Below are 20583 nucleotides of genomic sequence, written 5' to 3'. Positions count from 1 at the left end.
TTGCGATCTCCGTAGATTTGGGTAGGATAATCAACAAGAACCGTAAACCCTTGGCGGCTGCGGTCTCTACTGAGTCATCAGGCTGTCCGATCTCAATCTGCTTTATGCATTTGCATTTATCCGCTTTTCAGGAGACTGGCGGCGCGACTTCTCTATCGGGAGCTTTCGCCCAATCTGAGGGGCTGCCCTCTGTCGCAGAACTTTGGGTTGAGCGTTGTCTGAGTCACCTTCACTCCCGTCTCAATGAGTGTTTTGATGCGGTGATGCCATCGTCGTCAAGAGGCTCGCTCTCTTTGAGTTACCCGCAAGGGGTCGCGCCTCAGCTACTCCAAACCTTAGTCGATCACCTGGGTCAAGCTCTCAATGGTGAAATGGTGGCGATCGTAGAGCCAATTCTCACCCAGAGCGACCCGCTATTGTTTCAAGTCCAGTATCGAGCCTCGGTCTCATTGTCTCAGCCCGGTTCGACTTCTGAGCTTGCTGAGCTTGGTTTTGAGTACCCGATCGCGCAGTCTACTTTAACTCAATGGCAAACTCAAAATTGGCAAAGTGCTTGGCCGATGGGTGAGTCGTTTAAAACAGGTGGGCTGATTGCGCTTGCGTCGTCTTCTCAATTTGCTCGGTCTGACGGGCTGTATGAGCAACTGCGATCGACACTGGTAAAGCGGGCGATCGCGCAGACGATACAGGTCATTCATCGATCGCGACAAGTTGAGCAACTTCAACAGCACAATCATCAGCTACAGGCGCAAACGCAAGAACTGACGCAAGCCAATCGTCTCAAAAGTGAGTTTTTGGCTAACACCAGTCACGAAATTCGCACGCCGTTAAGCTCGATTTTGGGGTTTACTCATCTGCTGCGCGAACAGGGCTACAATCCCGGTAACGTACGCCATCAAGAATATCTCAGAATTATTCTCAGCAGCGGTCAGCATCTGTTGGCACTGATCAATGACATTCTCGACCTTTCTAAAATTGAAGCCAACCAGCTAGATCTGCAATGCGAAACGGTGGACGTTTTGAGCGTCTGTCAGATAGCGCTTAAGCTGGTTAAAGAAAAAGCCAACGATCGCGGTTTGACGCTCAAATTAGACGTGACGGATGAGGTGAAGACGATCGAGGTCGATCCGCTCCGACTCAAACAAATGCTGTTTAATCTGCTGTCCAATGCTCTGAAGTTTACTGCAAAAGGCACCGTTGGCTTAGAGGTAAACGTCGTTGCAAAAGCGCTAAACTTCACCGTCTGGGATACAGGAACAGGCATTTCTGAAGCACAACAGCAGCTTTTATTTCGCCCCTACACCCAACTGACGAATGCCGTTCAAGGCGAAGGAACTGGACTGGGATTGGCGCTAACCCAAAAGCTGGCAGAGTTGCACGGCGGCAAAGTTGAGGTGAAATCACAGTTAGGACAAGGCTCGCGGTTTACGATCGTTCTTCCGGTCGTCGCAGATGGAGGAAATTCTAAAAGTCAGCCCATCCCTCAAGGAGACACTCCCGTTTCGCCTGTCCTCAATGCTCAAAATCCGACTCCCCAATTTTTTACGCCACCTGCCAACAAGCGAGGATCTGCGATTCGGGCGCACAACGTTTTGTTGGTTGAGGATAACCTTCACAATGCTCGATTGCTGATTGCTTACCTGTGCAAATTGGGCTATGAGGTCACCTGGGCCAAAGATAGTAGTGAAATGTGGCAGTCGCTCACTCAGTCACTTCCGGCGCTGATTTTAATGGACATTCACCTCCCCGGAGCAGATGGTTTAGAGTTGACGCGACAACTTCAGACTCACGCCGACTACCGATCGATTCCCGTCATCGTGCAAACCGCGATGGCGATGAAGGGCGATCGAGAACGCTGTCTGGCATCCGGAGCCGTCGATTACATCTCAAAGCCGATCGACCTCAAAAATTTGGCTAACCTCGTCGCAAAGTACAGCCGCACGGACAGTCAAGAACAGGGGTCAACCGACTCAAAAAATAAAGTGTAGGGTGGAATAGTCAAGAGGTTTGAGTTGAAACGACTCCTCACTCCTCACCCCTCACTTCTCACGTCCCCCATGCAAAAACTCGATCGACTCAAAGCCCTGTTTGCCGAAATGGAGAATGCGTTAATTGCTTACTCTGGTGGCATTGACAGTACGCTCGTGGCCAAAATTGCTTTTGATGTGTTGGGCGATCGTGCCCTGGCTGTGACTGCCGAATCTCCGTCTCTATTACCCGAAGATCTGGAGGATGCCCAAATCCAGGCGGCCGAAATTGGCATTGCTCACAAGGTCGTTCAGACTCACGAAATGGACAATCCCAACTACAGCAGCAATCCGGTTAACCGATGCTACTTCTGTAAAAGTGAACTGCACGATACCTTAAAGCCGTTGGCGACGCAGTGGGGCTACCCTTATGTCGTGGATGGTGTGAATGCGGACGATCTGCACGACTATCGACCGGGAATCCAGGCGGCCAAAGAACGGGGAGCGCGATCGCCCTTAGCTGAAATCGGAGTTACCAAGGCTGAAGTTCGCGAAATCTCCAAGTATCTCGGTTTGCCCTGGTGGGATAAGCCTGCTCAACCCTGTTTGAGTTCTCGGTTTCCGTATGGTGAAGCGATTACGATCGCCAAACTTCAGCGAGTCGGACGGGCGGAAACTTATCTGCGAAAGTTGGGCTGGCGAGATTTGAGAGTGCGATCGGAAGGCGATACGGCCCGAATTGAAGTGTTGCCCGATCGGGTCAAAGAATTCGTAATTGAAACCGATTTACCAACGCTCGTTTCTGCCTTTCAATCTTACGGTTTTCTCTATGTAACGCTAGATCTAGAAGGCTACCGAAGCGGCAAACTCAATCAAGTTCTGCAATTTGCGTCCGCCAATTCAAAAGCGTAACTTAAGATAAAAAGCACTGGAGGTTTGCAAAATGGTAAATCCGTTACCTGTTTTAACGACTGTTCCAACTGATACCTGGGTAGAAGCAGACTGGGAAGGCTTCTTGACGTTTGCTGATGACCCAACTTTAGTCAGTGGCAGATTTTACTATGACCAAGGCTATATGAGGATTGAAATGGCTGCATTGGGTTCTTCTCACTGTCAAGACAACTCAATTGTCGCCACTGTCGTTCTAATGTTTGGAACCATTAAAAATATTCCTTTCAAAGAACTGATAAACGGTAGCTTTCGTAAGGTAGGAACACAAGAGGCTCAACCTGATGTTGCGTATTACATTGGTGAGTTTTTAAGATTTCCGCCTCGAAACAATTCACCCATTAATCTAGATGAGCTACCTCCTCCCACGCTGGTTATTGAGGTCGCTGCATCTTCTCTTCAAGATGACAAGGGGCGCAAGAAAAAGCTTTACCAGCGCATGGGCGTTCAAGAATATTGGGTTGTTGATGTGAAGGCCAGTCAAATTTTAGCGTTTACTTTATCTGCAAATGAAAGTGTTCCAATTCGAGTTTCTCAAGTGTTGCCGGGGTTGGAGATGGCGATCGTAGAAGAAGCGTTAAGACGATCGCAAACTGAAGATAATGGAACTATTGGTCGTTGGTTATTAAGGTCGTTTAGCCGGTAAACCTACAAACAAGCTTCGACTAAAGGTTGACCTGTGAGGCTAAAGGGACGGACTTCGGTGATTTTGACTTTGACGAGTTTGCCCTTGAGTTGGTGAACGTCGCCTGCAAAGAAAGTGAGCCGATTGCCGCGAGTCCGACCCATGACTTGAGTGGGATCTTTGAGGTTTTGATCTTCGACCAGAATCTCCTCAATGCGATCGCCATACCGTTGAGACCGTTCTTCTGCCTTGACGTTGACCAATCGATTCAGACGTTGCAAGCGATCGCTTTTCACTTCCTCACTCAACTGGTTGTCCCAAACAGCGGCAGGCGTACCCGGACGAGGCGAATAAGCTGCCGTGTTCACCAAATCGAAGCCAATATCATCCACCAGTTTCAGCGTGTTCTCAAATTGAGCTTCTGTCTCACCGGGGAAGCCGACGATCGCATCCGCACTGATCGACGCATCCGGCATGTAGGCGCGAATCGTGTCAATAATTCGCCGATATTTTTCTTGAGTGTAGCCGCGTGACATTGCCTTGAGCAGATCATTATCGCCCGACTGAAACGGGATGTGAAAATGTTCGCAAACCTTGGGCAACTCCGCACAGGCGCGAATCAGCCGTTCGGTGAAGTAGCGAGGATGGCTGGTTGCAAAGCGAATCCGCTCAACCCCAGAGACATCATGGACAAAGTAAAGCAGATCGGTCAACGTGTGTTTGTGCCGACCTTCGGGCGTGGCTCCAGGCAAATCGCGGCCGTATGCGTCAATGTTTTGTCCGAGCAGCGTGATTTCCTTAAAGCCTTGTCGTCCTAATTCTTCCATTTCAGCTCGAATCGCTTCGGGAGTGCGAGATTGCTCAACGCCGCGCACATTGGGCACGACACAATAAGTACAGCGTTCGTTACAGCCATAAATGACATTCACCCAGGCGGTCACACTGCTGTCTCGTCTCGGTTTTGTAATGTCTTCGACAATGTGAATCGCTTCGGTTGCGACAACCTGATTGCCACTAAAAACCTGTTCGAGCAGATCTTCTAGTCGATTGGCATGTTGGGGGCCCATGACGAGATCGAGTTCGGGCACCCGACGCAGGAGCGCTTCGCCTTCTTGTTGAGCAACACAGCCCGCAACCACGATCGTCAATTCTGGGTTTTTTTGTTTGCGCGCCGCCTGTCTGCCCAGGTAAGAATAAACCTTCTGTTCGGCGTTGTCTCGAATCGTGCAGGTGTTGTAGAGAATCAAATCTGCATCATTGGCTTCGTCTGCCCACTCAAAGCCCATCGTTTCCAGAATGCCAGCCATGCGTTCAGAGTCGGCTTTGTTCATCTGACAGCCGAAAGTGGTGATGTGGTAGCGGCGAGATTGAGCAGTCATGAGGTGTCACTTGTTGCGAGGAGCCAGCTATCTATTGTAGATCGCCCTTTCACGGTTCTTCCAGGTTCCATCCAGGCTTCTGAAATAATCGACAGATCCATTCGCTACAGACGGGAAAGCGATCGCAGGATAATCTGTAAGGCTGCTTGACTTTTGGAGCGATCGCTGCGTGCCCCTCCCTGACTCCATACCGCGATCAGGCATTCTTTACAAAACTTAAGAACTTATTTTGGTCAAAAGCTGCCTCTATAGATACAAAACGATACAAAAACTAAATTTTAAGAGACCGTCGAAGTCATTGCCAGATGTGGATTTCAGAGAATCTAAAGAAAAAATGAGTTAAGCACTCTTAACAAACTCTCTTAAAACGTTTTGATTAATTTTAGAAAAAACCTTCTAATATTCGCCGCAAGCCAATCAGAGAGGCAATTTCATTATTTGTTACGCTTGTCTTTACACAACTCAACAACTTGTAACAAACAATGGCTCTACCGCATTGTATAAAAAGACTCGAAGGGTAAAAACAACAGATGAAACCCATCTAAAACACTGATTTAACAAGACCTCCCGACCTCTCATATAAAAATGAAATTTTCTCAGATTTCTAAACTTCGCTTCATGAACTGGATTGTTACCTGGTGACATGAAACGACTTGTATGAAGAGCAAGAGGGCTTGGAAAATTTAAGTTGCGTTTTCTGCCCACCTGACTGGTAACGCAGTCTCCCAAATGGCTCGACGCACCTTCCCGTTTGAGCCAAACCCGAACTAAACCCAGATTATTAGGAGAAATATCCAATGCTAGACGCATTCGCTAAGGTTGTTTCACAAGCCGATGCCAAAGGTGAATTCCTCAGCAACTCCCAACTCGACGCTTTGTCGGGAATGGTGAAAGATGGCAGCAAGCGCCTGGATACCGTCAACCGCATCACCAGCAATGCTTCCACGATCGTTGCTAACGCTGCTCGCTCCCTGTTTGCCGAACAGCCCCAACTGATCGCTCCCGGTGGCAACGCTTACACCAACCGTCGGATGGCTGCTTGCCTGCGCGACATGGAAATCATCCTCCGCTACGTGACCTACGCAACCCTGGCTGGAGATGCAAGCGTTCTGGACGATCGCTGCCTCAACGGTCTGCGCGAAACCTACCAAGCTCTGGGCGTTCCCGGTGGTTCTGTGGCTGCTGGCGTTCAAAAAATGAAGGAAGCTGCGGTTGGCTTGGCAAATGACCCCAACGGTATCACCAAGGGTGACTGCTCGGCTCTGATGTCCGAAGTTTCTAGCTACTTCGATCGCGCTGCGGCTGCGGTTGCTTAATCGAGCGGCTAACAAGCTAACCGCTAACTTTTCTCTATAACAACACCACATCTTTTAGGGAGATATTTGACGATGAAGACCCCCATTACCGAAGCGATCGCATCTGCGGATACCCAAGGTCGTTTTCTGAGCAACACCGAACTGCAAGCCGTCAACGGTCGCTTTGAGCGCGCTGCTGCCAGCATGGAAGCTGCTCGTGCTTTGACCAACAACGCTCAAAAACTGATCGACGGCGCGGCTCAAGCAGTGTACTCCAAGTTCCCCTACACCACCCAGATGCAGGGCGCAAACTTTGCAGCGACTCCCGAAGGCAAAGCAAAGTGCTCTCGTGACATCGGCTACTACCTCCGCATGGTCACCTACTGCCTGGTTGCAGGTGGCACCGGCCCGATGGATGAGTACCTGGTTGCTGGCTTAGATGAAATCAACCGCACCTTCGACCTGTCTCCTAGCTGGTATGTTGAAGCGCTGAAGAACATCAAGTCCAGCCACGGTCTGAGCGGTCAAGCTGCTAACGAAGCAAACACCTACATCGACTATGCGATCAACGCCCTAAGCTAATCGCGCGTCTTGCCCGGAAGAGTATCGCGACTTGCTGGCTCTGGTCAGCCGTTGTTTACCCTTCCGGGCATTGTTTTATCTAAACCTGGTGGCGGTTGGCGGTCGGCAACTAGCGATTTGCTTTTTTTGCGCGATCGACTAACGGCTGACAGCAAATAAAACCGTTCATTTAGGAGAAATCATGGCTATCACAGCAGCAGCTTCGCGTTTAGGAACGTCCCCTTTTGCAGAAACGACTCGCGTCGAGTTGCGGAGTCCCTGGACAAAAGAAGATATTGAAAACGTCAGTCGTGCCGTTTATCGTCAGGTGTTGGGCAACGACTACATCATGAAGTCTGAGCGCTTGACGAGTGCAGAATCGCTTTTACGCGATGGCAAAATCACCGTTAGAGAGTTCGTGCGATTGGTCGCCAAGTCTGAGCTATATAAAAACAAGTTTCTCTACGGCAACTTTCAGACCAGAGTCATCGAACTCAACCACAAACATTTGCTGGGTCGTGCCCCCTTTGAAGAATCTGAAGTGGTGCGTCATCTAGATATCTACGAGACTCAGGGGTTTGACGCTGAAATCGACTCTTATCTGGACTCAGAAGAATATCAAGCCAGCTTTGGTGACAATGTGGTTCCCTTCTACAGAGGGTTCCAGTTTGAGACGGGAGCCAGAACGATCGGCTTTACCAATCTGTTTCGTCTCTATCGGGGCTACGCCAACAGCGATCGCTCTCAAGCTGAGGGCAATCGGTCTCGTCTGGCGCAAGGTCTAGCGCAGAACGTTGCTACCACGATTCGGCAGCCTTCTAGCACCGATGGCGGCTGGTCACACTACAGTCCTTCTAGCGACTCGGCTCCGAGCAAATGTTTGGGCGGCTCCTACGGAGAGAGCGGCCGCATTTATCGAGTCGAAGTAGCTGGCGTTCGGGGTAAAGGCTTCCCCAGTGTTCGTCGCAGCAGCACTGCGTTCTTGGTGCCCTACGAGCAGCTTTCACAAAAGATGCAGCAGATCCAACGCACGGGCGCAAAGATCGTGAGCATCACGACTGCTTAAGAAAGAATGAGGGATGAGGGATGAGTTAGCGAGGATTTCAGAAACTTTGTAGGATGAGCGGTTGCTTATTGTGCGGTTTTTGAGGGTGCTCACAGCGTCTTTCATCTCTTATCCCTGTTCTGACAAGTTTGTTTTCAACTATCACAGGAGATCTTAAGAATGCTTGGTCAAACCGCCGTTGGTAGCGCTGCCAATACGCCTTCTGGTAGCCGGATGTTTCGTTATGAAGTTGTGGGCTTGCGCCAAAATGACCAGACTGATTTACAAAACTATGACATTCGTCGCAGTGGGAGTATTTTTATTACGGTGCCCTACAGCCGTATGAATGAAGAGATGCAGCGGATCACTCGTATGGGTGGCAAAATCGTCAACATTGAGCCGATGACTTCTGAAGAAGGCTAACTCGATCGCAGGCTGAAACGGCTTTTATGGGTCGTTTTCAACCAGACGATTTTATTGAATCTAGCGTTTCTCTGAGTTTCAGCCTCTAGACAAAAGCGATTCTCTTTCCCATTCGTTGTTCTTGTTTATCCCTATGTCTCTCCCATTACTCAAAGTAACTCCCAAGACTCAAAACCAGCGTGTCGATGGATATGATGTTTTGGATGAAGATGATCCCCAGGCGTATCGATTGAGGGATGCCACCAGCGTTGCCGAAATTGATGAATTGATCTGGGCAGCCTATCGTCAAATCTTTGGCGAACACCTGATTCTCGAAAGCTATCGTCAAACCTTTTTGGAGTCTCAACTTCGCAATCGGATGATTTCGGTTGCAGACTTTATTCGCGGGTTGGGTAAGTCTGATGTCTACCGCGAACTGGTTTGGGATACTAACTCTAATTATCGAGTTGTAGATCTCACCTGCAAACGCTTTTTGGGACGGGCCAGCTATGGGCAAGATGAGCAGATCGCGCAGTCGATCGTCATCGCCACCAAAGGACTCCACGGATTTATTGACGCGATCGTCGATGGTGCAGAATATCGTCAGGCGTTTGGAGATGACATCGTACCTTATCAGCGTCGTCGTCTCGAAGGTCGTCCCTTTAACTTGACCAATCCCCGCTACAGTGATTTTTGGCGCGGACGCTTGCTCGAACGAGAGTTGGCAACGGGTTCTTACTATCGAGTGCGGACTTACAACGCGGCCGATCTCGATAAGCAGGTGATTCGTCAAGCTATTCCGTTTGCGTTCTTAAATATGGCCCAATCCATTTTGACACCACATCAAGATTCTCAGCGTCACGTTGCGAGAGCGACTTCGAGTGCAGTCAAGGTGCCTGATATGAGCCGTGAAGTGCAGCAAACAGGCAAGCCAACTGTAAAAAGAGTGGCCGTCTCGTTGCCCTATCGCTATATCCCTGGCAATCCCAAGGTCTAAATGATGATTGGCGAATGGGATCGGTTGATTCCTCTCGCTTCATTCTTCACCCCTCATTCTTGATTCACTCCTATGTCAATTCCTTTACTTGAGTACCAACCCTCTTCTCAAAATCAGCGCGTGGCTGGCTATGAGGTGCCGGGTGAAGATACGCCTTACCTCTATCGTCTCGAAGACTGCGCTGATCTGACGGACATTGAGCAGTTGATCTGGGCTGCTTATCGTCAGGTATTTAGTGAACATGTGATTCTCAAGAGCAGCCGTCAGGTAAATTTGGAATCACAACTGCGAAATCGGACGATCACCGTTCGAGATTTTGTGCGGGGTTTGGCTAAGTCAGACACCTACCGCAGACTGGTGGTAGAGACGAATTCTAACTACCGCATTGTCGAACTGACGTTGAAGCGGCTACTGGGTCGCGCTTCTTATAATAAAGAGGAAGAGCTGGCCTGGTCGATCAAAATCGCCACGCTGGGCTGGGATACGTTCATCGATACGCTGCTCGACAGTGAAGAGTACGATCGCACCTTTGGCGACAATACTGTTCCTTATCAACGTCGTCGGTTTAAAGATCGGCCGTTTAACCTCGTGACCCCTCGCTATGGCAACTACTGGCGCGATAAGTTAGAAACTGAGCGCTACAAGTGGGGCGCTGTGGCCAACTTTATGGATATGGCACGATCGATTAAGATCAAACCCGCCGAGTTTACTCCAGTGAAAACGGACAACATCCAAATTCCTGACATGACTCGTGAAACGGTCGCCAGTGGCACGGCCGCCTCAATCAGCAGTTCTTCGAGTTTCCCATTGCGGTAGTTCTGCATTCTCACAAACAAGATCTTGCAGACAAGACGCGGGATAATAGTTTCATCATGGATTTCACGATCGTTTCCTAAATCGAAAATCCAGCCTCATCTAACCACTACAAGAGGGATACTGGAATGGCATTGCCATTATTAGAGTACAAACCAACGACTCAAAATCATCGGGTGAGTAGTTTTGGAACTGCCGACCAGAACGAAGACACGCCCTATATCTATCGCATCGAAGACGTGAGCGACGCTAGTGAAGTGGAAGCCCTAATCTGGGCAGGCTACCGTCAGGTCTTTAGCGAACATGAAACGCTGAGATTTAACCGTCAAATTGCCTCAGAATCTCGGTTGAGAAATGGTGCCATTACGGTGCGTGATTTCATTCGTGAATTGGCAAAGTCTGAGCGGTTTTATAGCACCGTCGTCTCGGTCAACAACAACTATCGTCTGGTGCAAATTTGCCTCAAGCGGTTTTTGGGACGCGATTCTTACAACAAAGCTGAAGAGATCGCCTGGTCGATCGTCATTGGCACCAAAGGGTTTGGCGGTTTTGTAGACGCGCTGCTCGACAGTGAAGAGTACACCCTGGCGTTTGGGGACAATACCGTTCCTTATCAGCGTAAGCGGATGGAGGCTCGTCCCTTTAATCTGGTCACCCCTCGCTATGGTGAAGACTTCCAGGAAACAGCGGGTACGGTCAAGAACGACTGGCGCTTTACGATCGAGAAGTACTACACCAAGAAGTATCAAGATCGCAAGCTGGCCGAAGGCGACCCTCGCAGATACTCCGACATGGCCGCCTCGATCGCGCCCAAGGTCAACTATGCTCAAAAGCTCACGGCTTCGGGCATTGACTATATGAGTAAGGTGCCTTCGAGAGGAAAGCGTTAAAGAAGGGATGAGGGATGAGGGATGAGGGATGAGTTAGCTTAAAACTCAAAACTTAGAACTCAAAGCTTAGAACTCACAATCTAGAACTCGTGACTGGGTTTGATGGTCGGTTATGTTGCGGTGGTTGAAGGTGTTTTACTTTTGGCGATCGCTGGATAATCGGCTATCAGGCCCAGTGCTTGTTTTAAATTCAGTCCGATCGTCTTCGATTCGCTAAATCCCCCATTCTGGGGGACTTTGAGATCAAAAAAATTCTGGAATTGCAAAACGGGTTCGAGCTTCAAAGTCCCCCAAATTTGGGGGATTTAGGGGGCTGCAACCCATTAAAACGAAGCCAAAATCAACTGACCAAGCATATTTAGAGAATTTCAGGTTAATAAACTCGCGTTCCTTAGTGAAGTTCTTTCGTTGCGTTGTTTGAATCTTTTGCCCCAAGCTGCCAGTTTTGGGGGACTTTTAGTTCTGGCTTAAAGTCTTCCATCTAGGGGAGATTCAGGAAGCAAGGGGGCGAAGTCGCTTGGCAATAAACGATCTTATTTAATTCACGATCCTAACTTCAATTAATGAGATTCTTTGCTCAGGCTCATCAAATTACACAGCTTATAAACGGCTCTGGCGGCGACGTTGCCATCCCATTCTTGATTACCGACTTCTACCACATCAAAGCCAATAATTTCTCGCCCACTTCGCACCACTTCTCGAAATAGACAAATAGTTTGCTCTAGCTCCAAGCCGCCGGGGACAGGCGTTCCAGTGTTGGGACAAAGCTTGGGATCGAGTCCGTCAATATCAAAACTAATGTAAACCTGCTGAGGCAATTGAGCGACGATTTGTTGACAAAGATCTAACCAGGAAACCCCGGCATACAGCTTCTCTTTTAGCATCGGATCAAAGTAGGTAGAGACACGATCGCCCGACTGTTGAATTAACTCAATCTCATCGTGACAGACATCACGAATTCCCACCTGGACAAGTTTTGAGATTTGCGGCAGTTGCAGCGCATTAAACATGATCGAGGCGTGAGAAAACTGGAAGCCTTCGTAAGCGTCGCGCAGGTCAGCATGAGCATCAATGTGCAAAATGCCAAAGTCTGAATAGCGATCGCTCAACGCCCGAAAATAGCCCAAAGGAACACTGTGATCGCCGCCAATCACGACCACTTTTTTACCCAACTTCATCGCCGCTTGCGCCTGATCAAAGAGCCACTGGTTAACCGCTTCACATTCTCGGTTAATTGTTTGCAACACTTGGGACAGATCTGCATCGTCTGCCACTTGTTTGCCTTGCTCCAGATGCTCAATAATTCGCATCGCATCCTGTCTGAGCGCGTCGCTTTTTTGCTGAATCGACTGCGAAATCTCTGTCATAAAGATCCCTTGTTTCCAGCCGCTGGGATGATCAAAGTCAAAGATATCTAACTGACGAGACGCATCCAAAATCGTCTGAGGAGCGCCGGCCGTTCCAGCGCGATAAGAAACGGTGACTTCCCAGGGAACGCCAATCACAATAATATTGGCCGATTCGTAGTCAAAAGGCAGCCCCAATAGATTGCCATTATCAACGCCGATGTCGTTTGGGTTAAAAGTTTGCAGAATTTGTGCGGTTGCCATTGTGCAGTGAGAAAGAGAGAGAACAATCTCTTCGAGTTACCCGCAAGGGGTCGCTCACTTCAGTCTAGATCACGAGCCTAAATCCTGCTCAACCTAATCCGAAGCTCCCGTTCAGGATTGTGTTGCAAAAGCCATTTTAGACGTATTCATCACAAAATCCTCACACGATTGATTTTGCATAATCGCCGTTGAGCAAAAGCTATTCGCTGCTACGTATCGACTAACACTGCCAAGTGTAGTTTGATGGGTGTCTATTGCATCTCTTCTGCCCATCACAATTAAATCAGCGCCCCATTGATGAGCCAGTTCACAGATTTTTTGGCCCGGATCTCCGAGTGGTTGAGCAATATCAGCAGATACGCCCGCAGCATTGGCAGCTCTGTAGAGCGATCGCAGTTCTTCTAAGTCACTCTTTTGACAGCGTTGCCATTCCAGATTATTTTCTTCGACGTGGCTGATATCGTTTGCTTGGACATGGTTAGAGTGACGACCTTCCAGTGGCAAAACGTGTAGCAGCAGTAATCTTGCGTTTGTGGTTTTTGCCAGTACGATCGCCGCGTTAATCAACGACTCATTACGTTGGGGATTGTCTAATGCGACTAAGATTCGTTCAAACATCTGTCATCTCCATGATATTTTTGACGCGATAGTTTTGAATTGAATAAACTGACGTAAATTTGACAAGTTTTTTCGCTGCGATGTTCAGGTCTTTTGCCCCTCAAGCTGCTAATTCTGGAGAACTTAAACAGGTCAACCTTGTAACACAGCCTTGTCTTGCCGAATTTCAGACTCAATTGGGACAGGTTTCTGCACGGTCAAAACTGAACAAGGGGCATGATGAAGCACATAATTGCTGACACTGCCCAAGAAAAATTCACCCAGTCCGCTGCGACCTCGACGGCCCACCATAATCAAGTCAGCTCCCCAATTTCGAGACGCTTCACAAATCACACGACCCGGATCGCCAAGGCTCTGAGTAAATTCGGCTTTGACTCCCGCGCGGATGGCTTCTTCGGTTAGCGATCGCAGCAATTCTACGCCCTCTTGTTCTAACTTTTTCCACTGGTCGAGACACGCCTGCATCGTTGACTGATGAATGCCAGGGTAAACACCAGCGATACCGGGATACGCAATTCCAGGATACGCTTCGTCAAACGGAGAGAGAACGTGTAACAACATCAAAGCCGCATCATTGGATTTTGCAAGGGCGATCGCTTCTTCAAAAATCTGGCGATCAAATTCAGATTGAGCAACCGCAACCAACAATTTGTGAAACATTGCGTCCACCTCATTGAGTAAACTCATCCTCGTTATACAAAAACAATTTGAGAAACTTGTGAGGAACGGGCACTTGCAAAAAATAGCTATTTGCGAATCTCACGTAGAAAAATCTTCTGAATTTGTAGCGAATCATACTAATAATTGCAAACTCAGGCTGAAACTCATTTTTTATCGTCCCGCTTTTGTGTCACGATCGCTAAACGTCATTAAGTGCGATGTCTTTCAAGGTCTGCTGCACTGAGATCAAATGGCGCGATTAGACCCGATGCAGCGCAGATTCCATCTGTTCCCTGCGTTTCCTGTGAGATTGTCCGCTTATTTTTGAGAAGTGCTTCATGAAAAAAACCTTCGTCCTCGATACGAATGTCCTGCTTCACGACCCCAGTGCAATTTTGCGATTCGAGGATAACGATGTAGTATTGCCGATCACGATTATCGAAGAGTTAGACCGCTTCAAAAAACAACCCGAAGTGACGGGACGAAACGCTCGCCAAGCCTCCCGCACCCTCGACGAACTCCGCCAAAAAGGGCATCTCACTAAAGGTATTTCTCTCGACAATGGCGGCTCGATTCAAGTAGCGCTGTGCCATCGAGAAACGCTTCAAGAATTGCCGCCTGAGCTAGAAGGCGATCGGGCTGACAATGCCATTTTGGCCGTCGCGTTAGAACTGATGCGCCAGTGTGAATGTCCTGTCGTCATGGTCAGCAAAGACATTAATTTACGCATCAAAGCCGACGCATTAGGACTGATTGCCGAAGACTACAAAACCGACAAAGTGGATGTCGATGATCTCTACACAGGTATCACAGAAGTCGTGGTTGAAGGCGAAGACATCGATCGCCTCTTTCAACAGGGTGCGATCGGGCTGACTCAACCGTTTTTTCCTAATCAGGCGTTGACGCTAATCGATGCGGCTCGACCGAACCATACCGCTTTAGCGACGGTCGAGGGAAAAAGTGGCAAAGTGGTGCCGATCGCCAAGATTCCCCGCTCTGGCATTTCTCGAATTACGCCCCGCAACCGTGAACAAAATTTTGCCCTGGATCTGCTATTGCGCGACTCAGTTTCTCTGGTGACGCTGGTCGGTAAGGCTGGCACAGGGAAAACCTTGTTGGCGATCGCCGCTGGCTTACAAAAAGTTGCGGATGAGAGAATCTACAGTCGGCTGGTGATCTCTAGACCTGTGGTGCCGATGGGTAAGGACTTGGGCTATCTGCCGGGTGACATTGACGAAAAATTGAATCCCTGGATGCAGCCGCTCTACGACAATTTCGATCTGATTTTTGGCACTCAAGATCCGTCTGGCAAACCGAGCCACTGGCGACGCGGACACGAAGAACTGATCGAACGTGGACTGCTACAAATCGAGCCTCTGACTTACATTCGCGGTCGGACGATGCCCAATCAGTTTCTCATTGTCGATGAGGCGCAAAATCTGACTCCTCACGAGGTGAAAACGATTTTGACCCGCGCTGGCGAAGGGACGAAGGTAATTCTCACGGGCGACCCTGATCAGATTGACAATCCTTATGTAGACGCTGCCAGCAATGGCTTGACTTACGTGGTGGAGCGATTTAAAGAAGAAGCGATCGCAGGTCACATCACTTTATTGAAAGGAGAGCGATCGGACTTGGCCGATCGGGCCGCCATTTTGCTGTAAGCGGTGATGCAAAAAGATAGGTGACTTGAGTGTATGGAGCGATCTCTTCGAGTTACCCGCAAGGGGTCGTCGAGGCTCAGAGCTTGAAGGATAAAGTAATTTGCTCAACGTTCCGAGTTCTGAGCTTCGCTTGCTCAATACACGAATATTTATTTCTCTTGGCGACCGACTTCTCCAGATGCAGGTGACGATTTGGTCGTTGATTGTGCGATGAATGCAGGCGCGATCGTGGTTACGTCTAAGAGGATGTTTGAAAAGTATAAAAAGTTGCTTCGCTTCGCTGCTATTCCGCCCGTGATTCAAAATCACGGTCTATCAGGGAGAGTCCACTAAAGGGACTGAAGCGCTTGTCGTGATTGGTTCCAACCCGTTTAAACGGGTTTTGCTCTGCTAGCCCGGAATTGCATTCACGGGCGAGTGATGCCATGAACGACAACTTTTCAAACATCCTCTAATATTCGAGATTTTCAAAGTGCTAAAGAGTCGTTAGGGCTGCCTGTTTTGACCCCTGTACAATTTGTGAACCTGTTAGCATCAGGAGAAAAGCTATGAGCCGATTAACCTTGAGACTCCCTGAAACGTTGCATCAACAGCTTGCTCATCTCGCTGAGTGCGAAGGCGTATCGCTGAATCAGTACATTGTTTACGCATTGACTCGTCAGGCAGCGTTGGCTCATACGATTCAGGTGGTTTCTAAAGCGGATATTGAACGGCAGCAACAGGCATTTCAGTCATTAATAAAGCAGCTAGGGCAAGCTTCGTCTTCTGAGATTGAGTCTGTGTTGGCGACACGCGAACAAACTGAGCCAGAAGCAGAACTGAGTGCAGATGTCGCCGATCGCCTCCAAGAACGCATCCGAAAGCGGGCATGACCACCATCTTCCTGCAAGCCGTAATTTAGAAAATAGCGGGATGATTTGACTTGAAAGGTCGATCTCTTCGAGTTACCCGCAAGACGTGAATTCGATGAAATCTTTCGCTGCGGTTGTGAATCCAGGCAGCCCCCTAAATCCCCCACGAGTGAGGGACTTTGAACCCAAGATCTTGTCTGAAAGTCCCCCAATTTTGGGGGGTTGGGGGGCAGAAGCGCTGAAGAACGAAGCAAAAAAACCTCATCGAATTCACGTCGCAAGGGGTCGTTAAGGCTCAGAGCTTGAAGGATGGAGTAATTTGCTCAACGTTCCAGGTTCTGAGCTTCGTCTTTGGAGTTCTAAGGTCAAAGCTTCGAGTTCTGAAGTCAAATGATGGAGTTCTAAGGTCAAAGCTTCGAGTTCTGAAGTCAAATGATGGAGTTCTGAGGTCAAAGTTTCGAGTTCTGAGGTCAAAGTTTCGAGTTCTGAAGTCAAATGATAGAGTTCTGAGGTCGAAGTTTCGAGTTCTGAAGTCAAATGATGGAGTTCGGAAGTCAAAGTTTCGAGTTTTGAAGTCAAATGATGGAGTTTAAGGGTTGGGGCGTTGGCTTGAGAACTGGGTCAGTTGGGTCTGGAGGGCGGAATCTTTTGTAGAAAGCCTGATATTCCTGGTTTAGAGTCTTTAGGGTTAAGTTAGTAACCAGGGATACTGAGGAATATTGAACACCTAAACTCCGTAGCCTCGCTTGTCCCAAACCTAAATACTCGTGATGACTCCAACTGATACAGTCCGAATTGAGCAATTTATTAGCCGTTGGCAAAATTCGAGTGGCAATGAGCGCGCCAACTATCAAATGTTCTTTTCAGAACTGTGTGATGCGCTGGGAGTCGATCGCCCTGATGTAAAAGGCAGTGTAGAAGGCGATCGCTACTGTTTTGATAAGAACGTCACGATCTATCATCCCAGTGGGAAGAAGACACCGGGCTATATTGACTTCTATAAAGCGGATCATTTCTTAATTGAGGCAAAGCAGGGCAGCGATCGCTCTGGAAAGGGGACGGCAAAGCGGGGAACCACTTCTTATCTCAAGGCAATGGAAGCGGCGTTTGTGCAAGCGATCGCCTATACTCGCAATTTATCGAGCAAGCCTCCGTTTTTGTTGACCTGTGATATTGGCGATCACTTCGAGCTTTGGCTGGGGTTTGGTGGGGATTATGGGGGCTATGGGGCGCGTCAGGATGTTGGGCTGACGGATCTGCGAAAGCCAGAGATTTTTGATCTGTTTGTGGATATTTTTACTGATCCGCAGAAGCGTAATCCTGAAAAAATTGCGGCGCGGGTGACGCGAGAGGTGGCTGCTGATTTGGCGGAGTTGTCGAAGCGTCTGGAAGGGGTGCATGAGCCGCAAGAAGTTGCCGCGTTTTTGATGCGTTGTATCTTCACGATGTTTGCGGAAGACGTGGGACTGCTGAAGGAGCAGTTGTTTACGCAAGCGTTGGAGACGCGGTGGTTGCCGAATCCGACGAGTTTTTTGCCGGAGGTGGAGAGTCTCTGGCAGGCGATGAATGATGGGACGGCGTTTGGCTTTTATGGTCGGTTGTTGCGGTTTAATGGGGGGTTGTTTGCGGAGGCAACGGCGTTTGAGCTAAAGGCTGACCAGCTTCAGGTGTTGCTCACGGCGGCAAAGCGGGAATGGAAGGATGTGGAGCCTGCAATTTTTGGCACGTTGCTGGAGCGGGCGCTGGATTCGCAGGAGCGCAGTAAGTTGGGGGCGCATTATACGCCCAAGTTGAAGTTAGTAACAGTTTCAATGCTCACAAGCCTATCTTGCTCGAATTGGGATAGTATAAACGCACTGTCTAACAACAGAGTTTAAATTGTGTAAAGCACTAAAAATTATGCCGAAAGACACCACGCCCACGGGGCAGCAGTACTCTGCCTCTACTCCATTTAAGCTCAAAGGATTTCGCTATCTTATGGGCTACCACTCTCGTGTGTGCAAGTTAATTCTAAATAAAACTAACCAGCCCTACATCTATATCGATTTGAACTGTGGAGCTGGCTATCAACCTGATTACAGAAAATTTGGCGATCAAGCGCTGGGTTCACCCATCATTGCCTTACAAGAACTTAATGGACAAGGGATTGAGCCGATATGTCACTTCTGCGATTCCAGTCAAGAATCTTTAGAAATTTTAAGGAGGACAATAGAAGACTTAAAGCTAAAGTGTGAGCCTCATTACTGGTCAAGTGATAACAAAGATGCATTACTTAGCATATCTCAAGGTCTTGCCAATTCTCAGTTTCAGGGTTTGGTATATTCAGACCCTAATGGAAAACAAGACTTCCCAATTAAAGAAATTAAAGATGTTTTTCAACTTCCTCAAATGAGAAAGGTGGATCTCTTAATGAATGTAGCCACCACATATGTGAAGCGTTGGGAGTCTAATCCAAAGGCAAACTGGGAAGTTTACTCTCTAGAAGAGGTAATTACTGGACATGGGAAGGAGAAAATCTTTGTACGAAAGCCTGAAAATCCTGCTCTGAAGTGGACTTTCATCTATGCTACTAACTGGGCTAAACAAAAAGACTTGACTAAAATTCAGCTTTATAGTGTCGATGGTGATGTTGGTAAAGGAATCTTAGATCACCTATTTAATCCTAGATTTAATCCCTTGCCTGGTATTTATGATGATGGATCGGTTTCAATTCAAACTAGTTTAAATTTTGATGTGTCAAACTCCGATCTAGAAGAAAAGGGAGATGAATCATGAATAAAGTCTTACAACTTTCTCTTATTGAAGAACGAGAAAATACTCAAGTTATTCATTTAGAAGATGGACGCAAGTTGTATATCGTCCAGAGCGATACTAAAGCTCAATTCAACAGTACAAACGAGATGGTTGATTGGGCTTGGTGGACTTGGAACCCCGTCACTGGCTGTTGGCATGGGTGCCCATATTGCTATGCACGAGATATTGCCAATCGATTTTATGAAACTAAATTTGAGCCAACATTCTATCCAGGCAGACTTCGTGCACCTCAGAATATGAAGCCTATGTCACTTGAGCGAATAAAAACCGAAGCTCAAAAGAGACGAATTAAGCTTGAAGATGCTCATGTATTCGCCAAAAATGTGTTCACCTGCTCAATGGCTGATTTATTTGGCAAATGGGTTCCTGAAGAATGGATTTTTCAGGTCTTCCAAGCAGTTAAATCATCCCCAGAATGGAACTTTCTTTTTCTGACGAAGTTTCCGCAAAGATTGCAGGAAATCAATGATAAGTTAGGCGGCTTTCCAGATAACGTTTGGGTTGGCACAACCGTTGATACTCAATCAAGAGTCTCTCTCGCAGAAAAGTCATTCAAAAACATTCAAGCCAAGGTTAAATGGCTATCCATCGAACCGATGTTAGAACCATTGAATTTTGAGAGCTTGGATATGTTTGACTTGATTGCTATTGGTGGTCAAAGCCGTACTACTAAGGAGCCTGAATTTCAGCCTGAGTGGTTTTGGGTCGAGTCTTTAATGAAGCAAGCTAGAGAATCTAATACCTCTGTTTACTTTAAAGAAAACTTAAAAGCTCGTCCGAAGGAATTACCTTGGCAACACTTCTGATAGATGATCGACTCGACTCTCACCGCAAATGAGTCCAAGCCCAACATCCCGAAGTCACCATCACAGCAATGTACAACCTGCTAGAGAAGCTCCGCGCAGGACAAGAACTGACAGATAGCGATCGAGCCTTCAACCAAAAAGCCCTCGTTTCCACCCTCAAACAAATCCACGACGAACTCGACACCGCCGTTTTTGCCGCCTATGGATGGTCGATCGACCTCACCGACGATCAAATCCTCGAAAACCTCGTCACCCTCAACGCCCAACGCGCCCAAGAAGAACGCAACGGACTGATTCGCTGGTTGCGCCCAGACTATCAAGCCCCCGGTGAAACCCAAACCCAGCAACTCATCGCAGGCATCACCGAAGCCGAAACAGAAACCGCCATCGCCCCCCTCGAACAGCAAAAACTCCCCAAAGCCTTCAAAGACCAACTCGCCGCCATCCGCGATCTCCTCCGCACCCAAAGCGGCGAATGGACGATCGCCCAAATCACCGCCCAATTCAAAAACGCAACCCGCCAAAAACAAACCATTCTCACCTGTCTCGAAAGCCTCGAGGCCCTCGGAATCATCGCCAGACATCAAGAAGACGAAAGCGATCGCTGGTATCTAGCAGAACTGCAAAAAGTAAGCTAA

General features: G+C 48.3%; 21 protein-coding genes. 16 read left to right on the top strand and 5 right to left on the bottom strand.

The annotated features are described in order from the left end of the window. Window positions 1–50: 50 nt before the first annotated feature. Genes ACJ2PR_RS13605 through ACJ2PR_RS13595 form a run of 3 tightly spaced genes read left to right on the top strand, consistent with a single transcriptional unit; the run spans window position 51 to window position 3561 of the window. Window positions 51–1988 (top strand): ATP-binding protein, encoded by a 1938-nt coding sequence (locus ACJ2PR_RS13605; protein WP_446877399.1) that lies wholly within the window; start codon window positions 51–53, stop codon window positions 1986–1988. 24 nt (window positions 1989–2012) lie between these two features. After that, entirely contained in the window at window positions 2013–2879 is an 867-nt protein-coding gene (gene larE / locus ACJ2PR_RS13600; protein WP_446877398.1) for an ATP-dependent sacrificial sulfur transferase LarE, read from the top strand. A gap of 31 nt (window positions 2880–2910) precedes the next feature. Further along, the gene (locus ACJ2PR_RS13595) at window positions 2911–3561 is read left to right on the top strand and encodes a Uma2 family endonuclease (RefSeq protein ID WP_446877397.1); all 651 of its coding nucleotides are present in this window, start codon (window positions 2911–2913) and stop codon (window positions 3559–3561) included. A gap of 2 nt (window positions 3562–3563) precedes the next feature. Here ACJ2PR_RS13595 and miaB read toward each other — a convergent pair whose 3' ends face one another. Continuing rightward, window positions 3564–4919, bottom strand: coding sequence for a tRNA (N6-isopentenyl adenosine(37)-C2)-methylthiotransferase MiaB (gene miaB, locus ACJ2PR_RS13590; RefSeq protein ID WP_446877396.1), 1356 nt, complete (start codon window positions 4917–4919; stop codon window positions 3564–3566). A 797-nt stretch (window positions 4920–5716) separates the two neighbouring features. Between miaB and ACJ2PR_RS13585 the strand changes: the two genes are divergently transcribed. The 7 genes from ACJ2PR_RS13585 (at window position 5717) to ACJ2PR_RS13555 (ending at window position 10922) form a co-directional block, all read left to right on the top strand. After that, window positions 5717–6235, top strand: a complete 519-nt coding sequence (locus ACJ2PR_RS13585; RefSeq protein ID WP_446858064.1) for a phycocyanin subunit beta — start codon at window positions 5717–5719, stop codon at window positions 6233–6235. 72 nt (window positions 6236–6307) lie between these two features. Continuing rightward, entirely contained in the window at window positions 6308–6796 is a 489-nt protein-coding gene (cpcA, locus tag ACJ2PR_RS13580; RefSeq protein ID WP_446858063.1) for a phycocyanin subunit alpha, read from the top strand. 181 nt (window positions 6797–6977) lie between these two features. Then, on the top strand, window positions 6978–7841 hold the full coding sequence (locus ACJ2PR_RS13575) for a phycobilisome rod-core linker polypeptide (RefSeq protein ID WP_446869707.1): 864 nt from the start codon (window positions 6978–6980) through the stop codon (window positions 7839–7841). A 159-nt stretch (window positions 7842–8000) separates the two neighbouring features. Continuing rightward, the gene (locus ACJ2PR_RS13570) at window positions 8001–8243 is read left to right on the top strand and encodes a phycobilisome linker polypeptide (RefSeq protein ID WP_446858060.1); all 243 of its coding nucleotides are present in this window, start codon (window positions 8001–8003) and stop codon (window positions 8241–8243) included. A gap of 133 nt (window positions 8244–8376) precedes the next feature. Further along, window positions 8377–9219, top strand: a complete 843-nt coding sequence (locus ACJ2PR_RS13565; protein WP_446877395.1) for a phycobilisome rod-core linker polypeptide — start codon at window positions 8377–8379, stop codon at window positions 9217–9219. Between the two features lie 72 nt (window positions 9220–9291). After that, complete coding sequence (locus ACJ2PR_RS13560; protein ID WP_446858058.1) at window positions 9292–10035, top strand: phycobilisome rod-core linker polypeptide; 744 nt, start codon at window positions 9292–9294, stop codon at window positions 10033–10035. 125 nt (window positions 10036–10160) lie between these two features. Beyond that, window positions 10161–10922: a phycobilisome rod-core linker polypeptide gene (locus ACJ2PR_RS13555; RefSeq protein WP_446877394.1), complete on the top strand. Its 762-nt coding sequence runs from the start codon at window positions 10161–10163 to the stop codon at window positions 10920–10922. Between the two features lie 560 nt (window positions 10923–11482). Here the strand turns inward: ACJ2PR_RS13555 and ACJ2PR_RS13550 are convergent. The 3 genes from ACJ2PR_RS13550 to ACJ2PR_RS13540 all read right to left on the bottom strand — a co-directional run bounded on the left by ACJ2PR_RS13550 (window position 11483) and on the right by ACJ2PR_RS13540 (window position 13810). Then, on the bottom strand, window positions 11483–12532 hold the full coding sequence (locus ACJ2PR_RS13550; protein ID WP_446877393.1) for an agmatinase family protein: 1050 nt from the start codon (window positions 12530–12532) through the stop codon (window positions 11483–11485). Between the two features lie 111 nt (window positions 12533–12643). Next, window positions 12644–13150, bottom strand: a complete 507-nt coding sequence (locus ACJ2PR_RS13545; RefSeq protein ID WP_446877392.1) for a universal stress protein — start codon at window positions 13148–13150, stop codon at window positions 12644–12646. A 132-nt stretch (window positions 13151–13282) separates the two neighbouring features. Continuing rightward, window positions 13283–13810: a universal stress protein gene (locus tag ACJ2PR_RS13540; RefSeq protein WP_446858054.1), complete on the bottom strand. Its 528-nt coding sequence runs from the start codon at window positions 13808–13810 to the stop codon at window positions 13283–13285. Between the two features lie 338 nt (window positions 13811–14148). On the opposite strand from ACJ2PR_RS13540, the gene ACJ2PR_RS13535 reads away from it, so the two are divergent. After that, the gene (locus ACJ2PR_RS13535; RefSeq protein ID WP_446877391.1) at window positions 14149–15474 is read left to right on the top strand and encodes a PhoH family protein; all 1326 of its coding nucleotides are present in this window, start codon (window positions 14149–14151) and stop codon (window positions 15472–15474) included. A 548-nt stretch (window positions 15475–16022) separates the two neighbouring features. Further along, window positions 16023–16346 (top strand): toxin-antitoxin system HicB family antitoxin, encoded by a 324-nt coding sequence (locus ACJ2PR_RS13530; RefSeq protein ID WP_446871728.1) that lies wholly within the window; start codon window positions 16023–16025, stop codon window positions 16344–16346. A 267-nt stretch (window positions 16347–16613) separates the two neighbouring features. Here ACJ2PR_RS13530 and ACJ2PR_RS13525 read toward each other — a convergent pair whose 3' ends face one another. Then, window positions 16614–16904: a hypothetical protein gene (locus tag ACJ2PR_RS13525; RefSeq protein ID WP_446877390.1), complete on the bottom strand. Its 291-nt coding sequence runs from the start codon at window positions 16902–16904 to the stop codon at window positions 16614–16616. 191 nt (window positions 16905–17095) lie between these two features. Between ACJ2PR_RS13525 and ACJ2PR_RS13520 the strand changes: the two genes are divergently transcribed. From ACJ2PR_RS13520 to ACJ2PR_RS13505, 4 genes are all read left to right on the top strand, one after another. Beyond that, a complete protein-coding gene (locus ACJ2PR_RS13520) occupies window positions 17096–18202 on the top strand; it encodes a type IIL restriction-modification enzyme MmeI (protein ID WP_446877389.1) in 1107 nt (368 codons plus the stop codon). A gap of 22 nt (window positions 18203–18224) precedes the next feature. Further along, a complete protein-coding gene (gene tcmP / locus ACJ2PR_RS13515; RefSeq protein ID WP_446877388.1) occupies window positions 18225–19100 on the top strand; it encodes a three-Cys-motif partner protein TcmP in 876 nt (291 codons plus the stop codon). Continuing rightward, window positions 19097–19945, top strand: a complete 849-nt coding sequence (locus tag ACJ2PR_RS13510) for a DUF5131 family protein (protein ID WP_446877387.1) — start codon at window positions 19097–19099, stop codon at window positions 19943–19945. The genes tcmP and ACJ2PR_RS13510 overlap by 4 nt, the downstream gene beginning before the upstream one ends. A 68-nt stretch (window positions 19946–20013) precedes the next feature. After that, window positions 20014–20583: a hypothetical protein gene (locus tag ACJ2PR_RS13505; RefSeq protein ID WP_446877386.1), complete on the top strand. Its 570-nt coding sequence runs from the start codon at window positions 20014–20016 to the stop codon at window positions 20581–20583.

The organism is Phormidesmis sp. 146-33, assembly GCF_052939515.1.
Note: the sequence above shows the minus strand (reverse complement) of the source record. Positions and strands in the feature narration are given on the sequence as shown.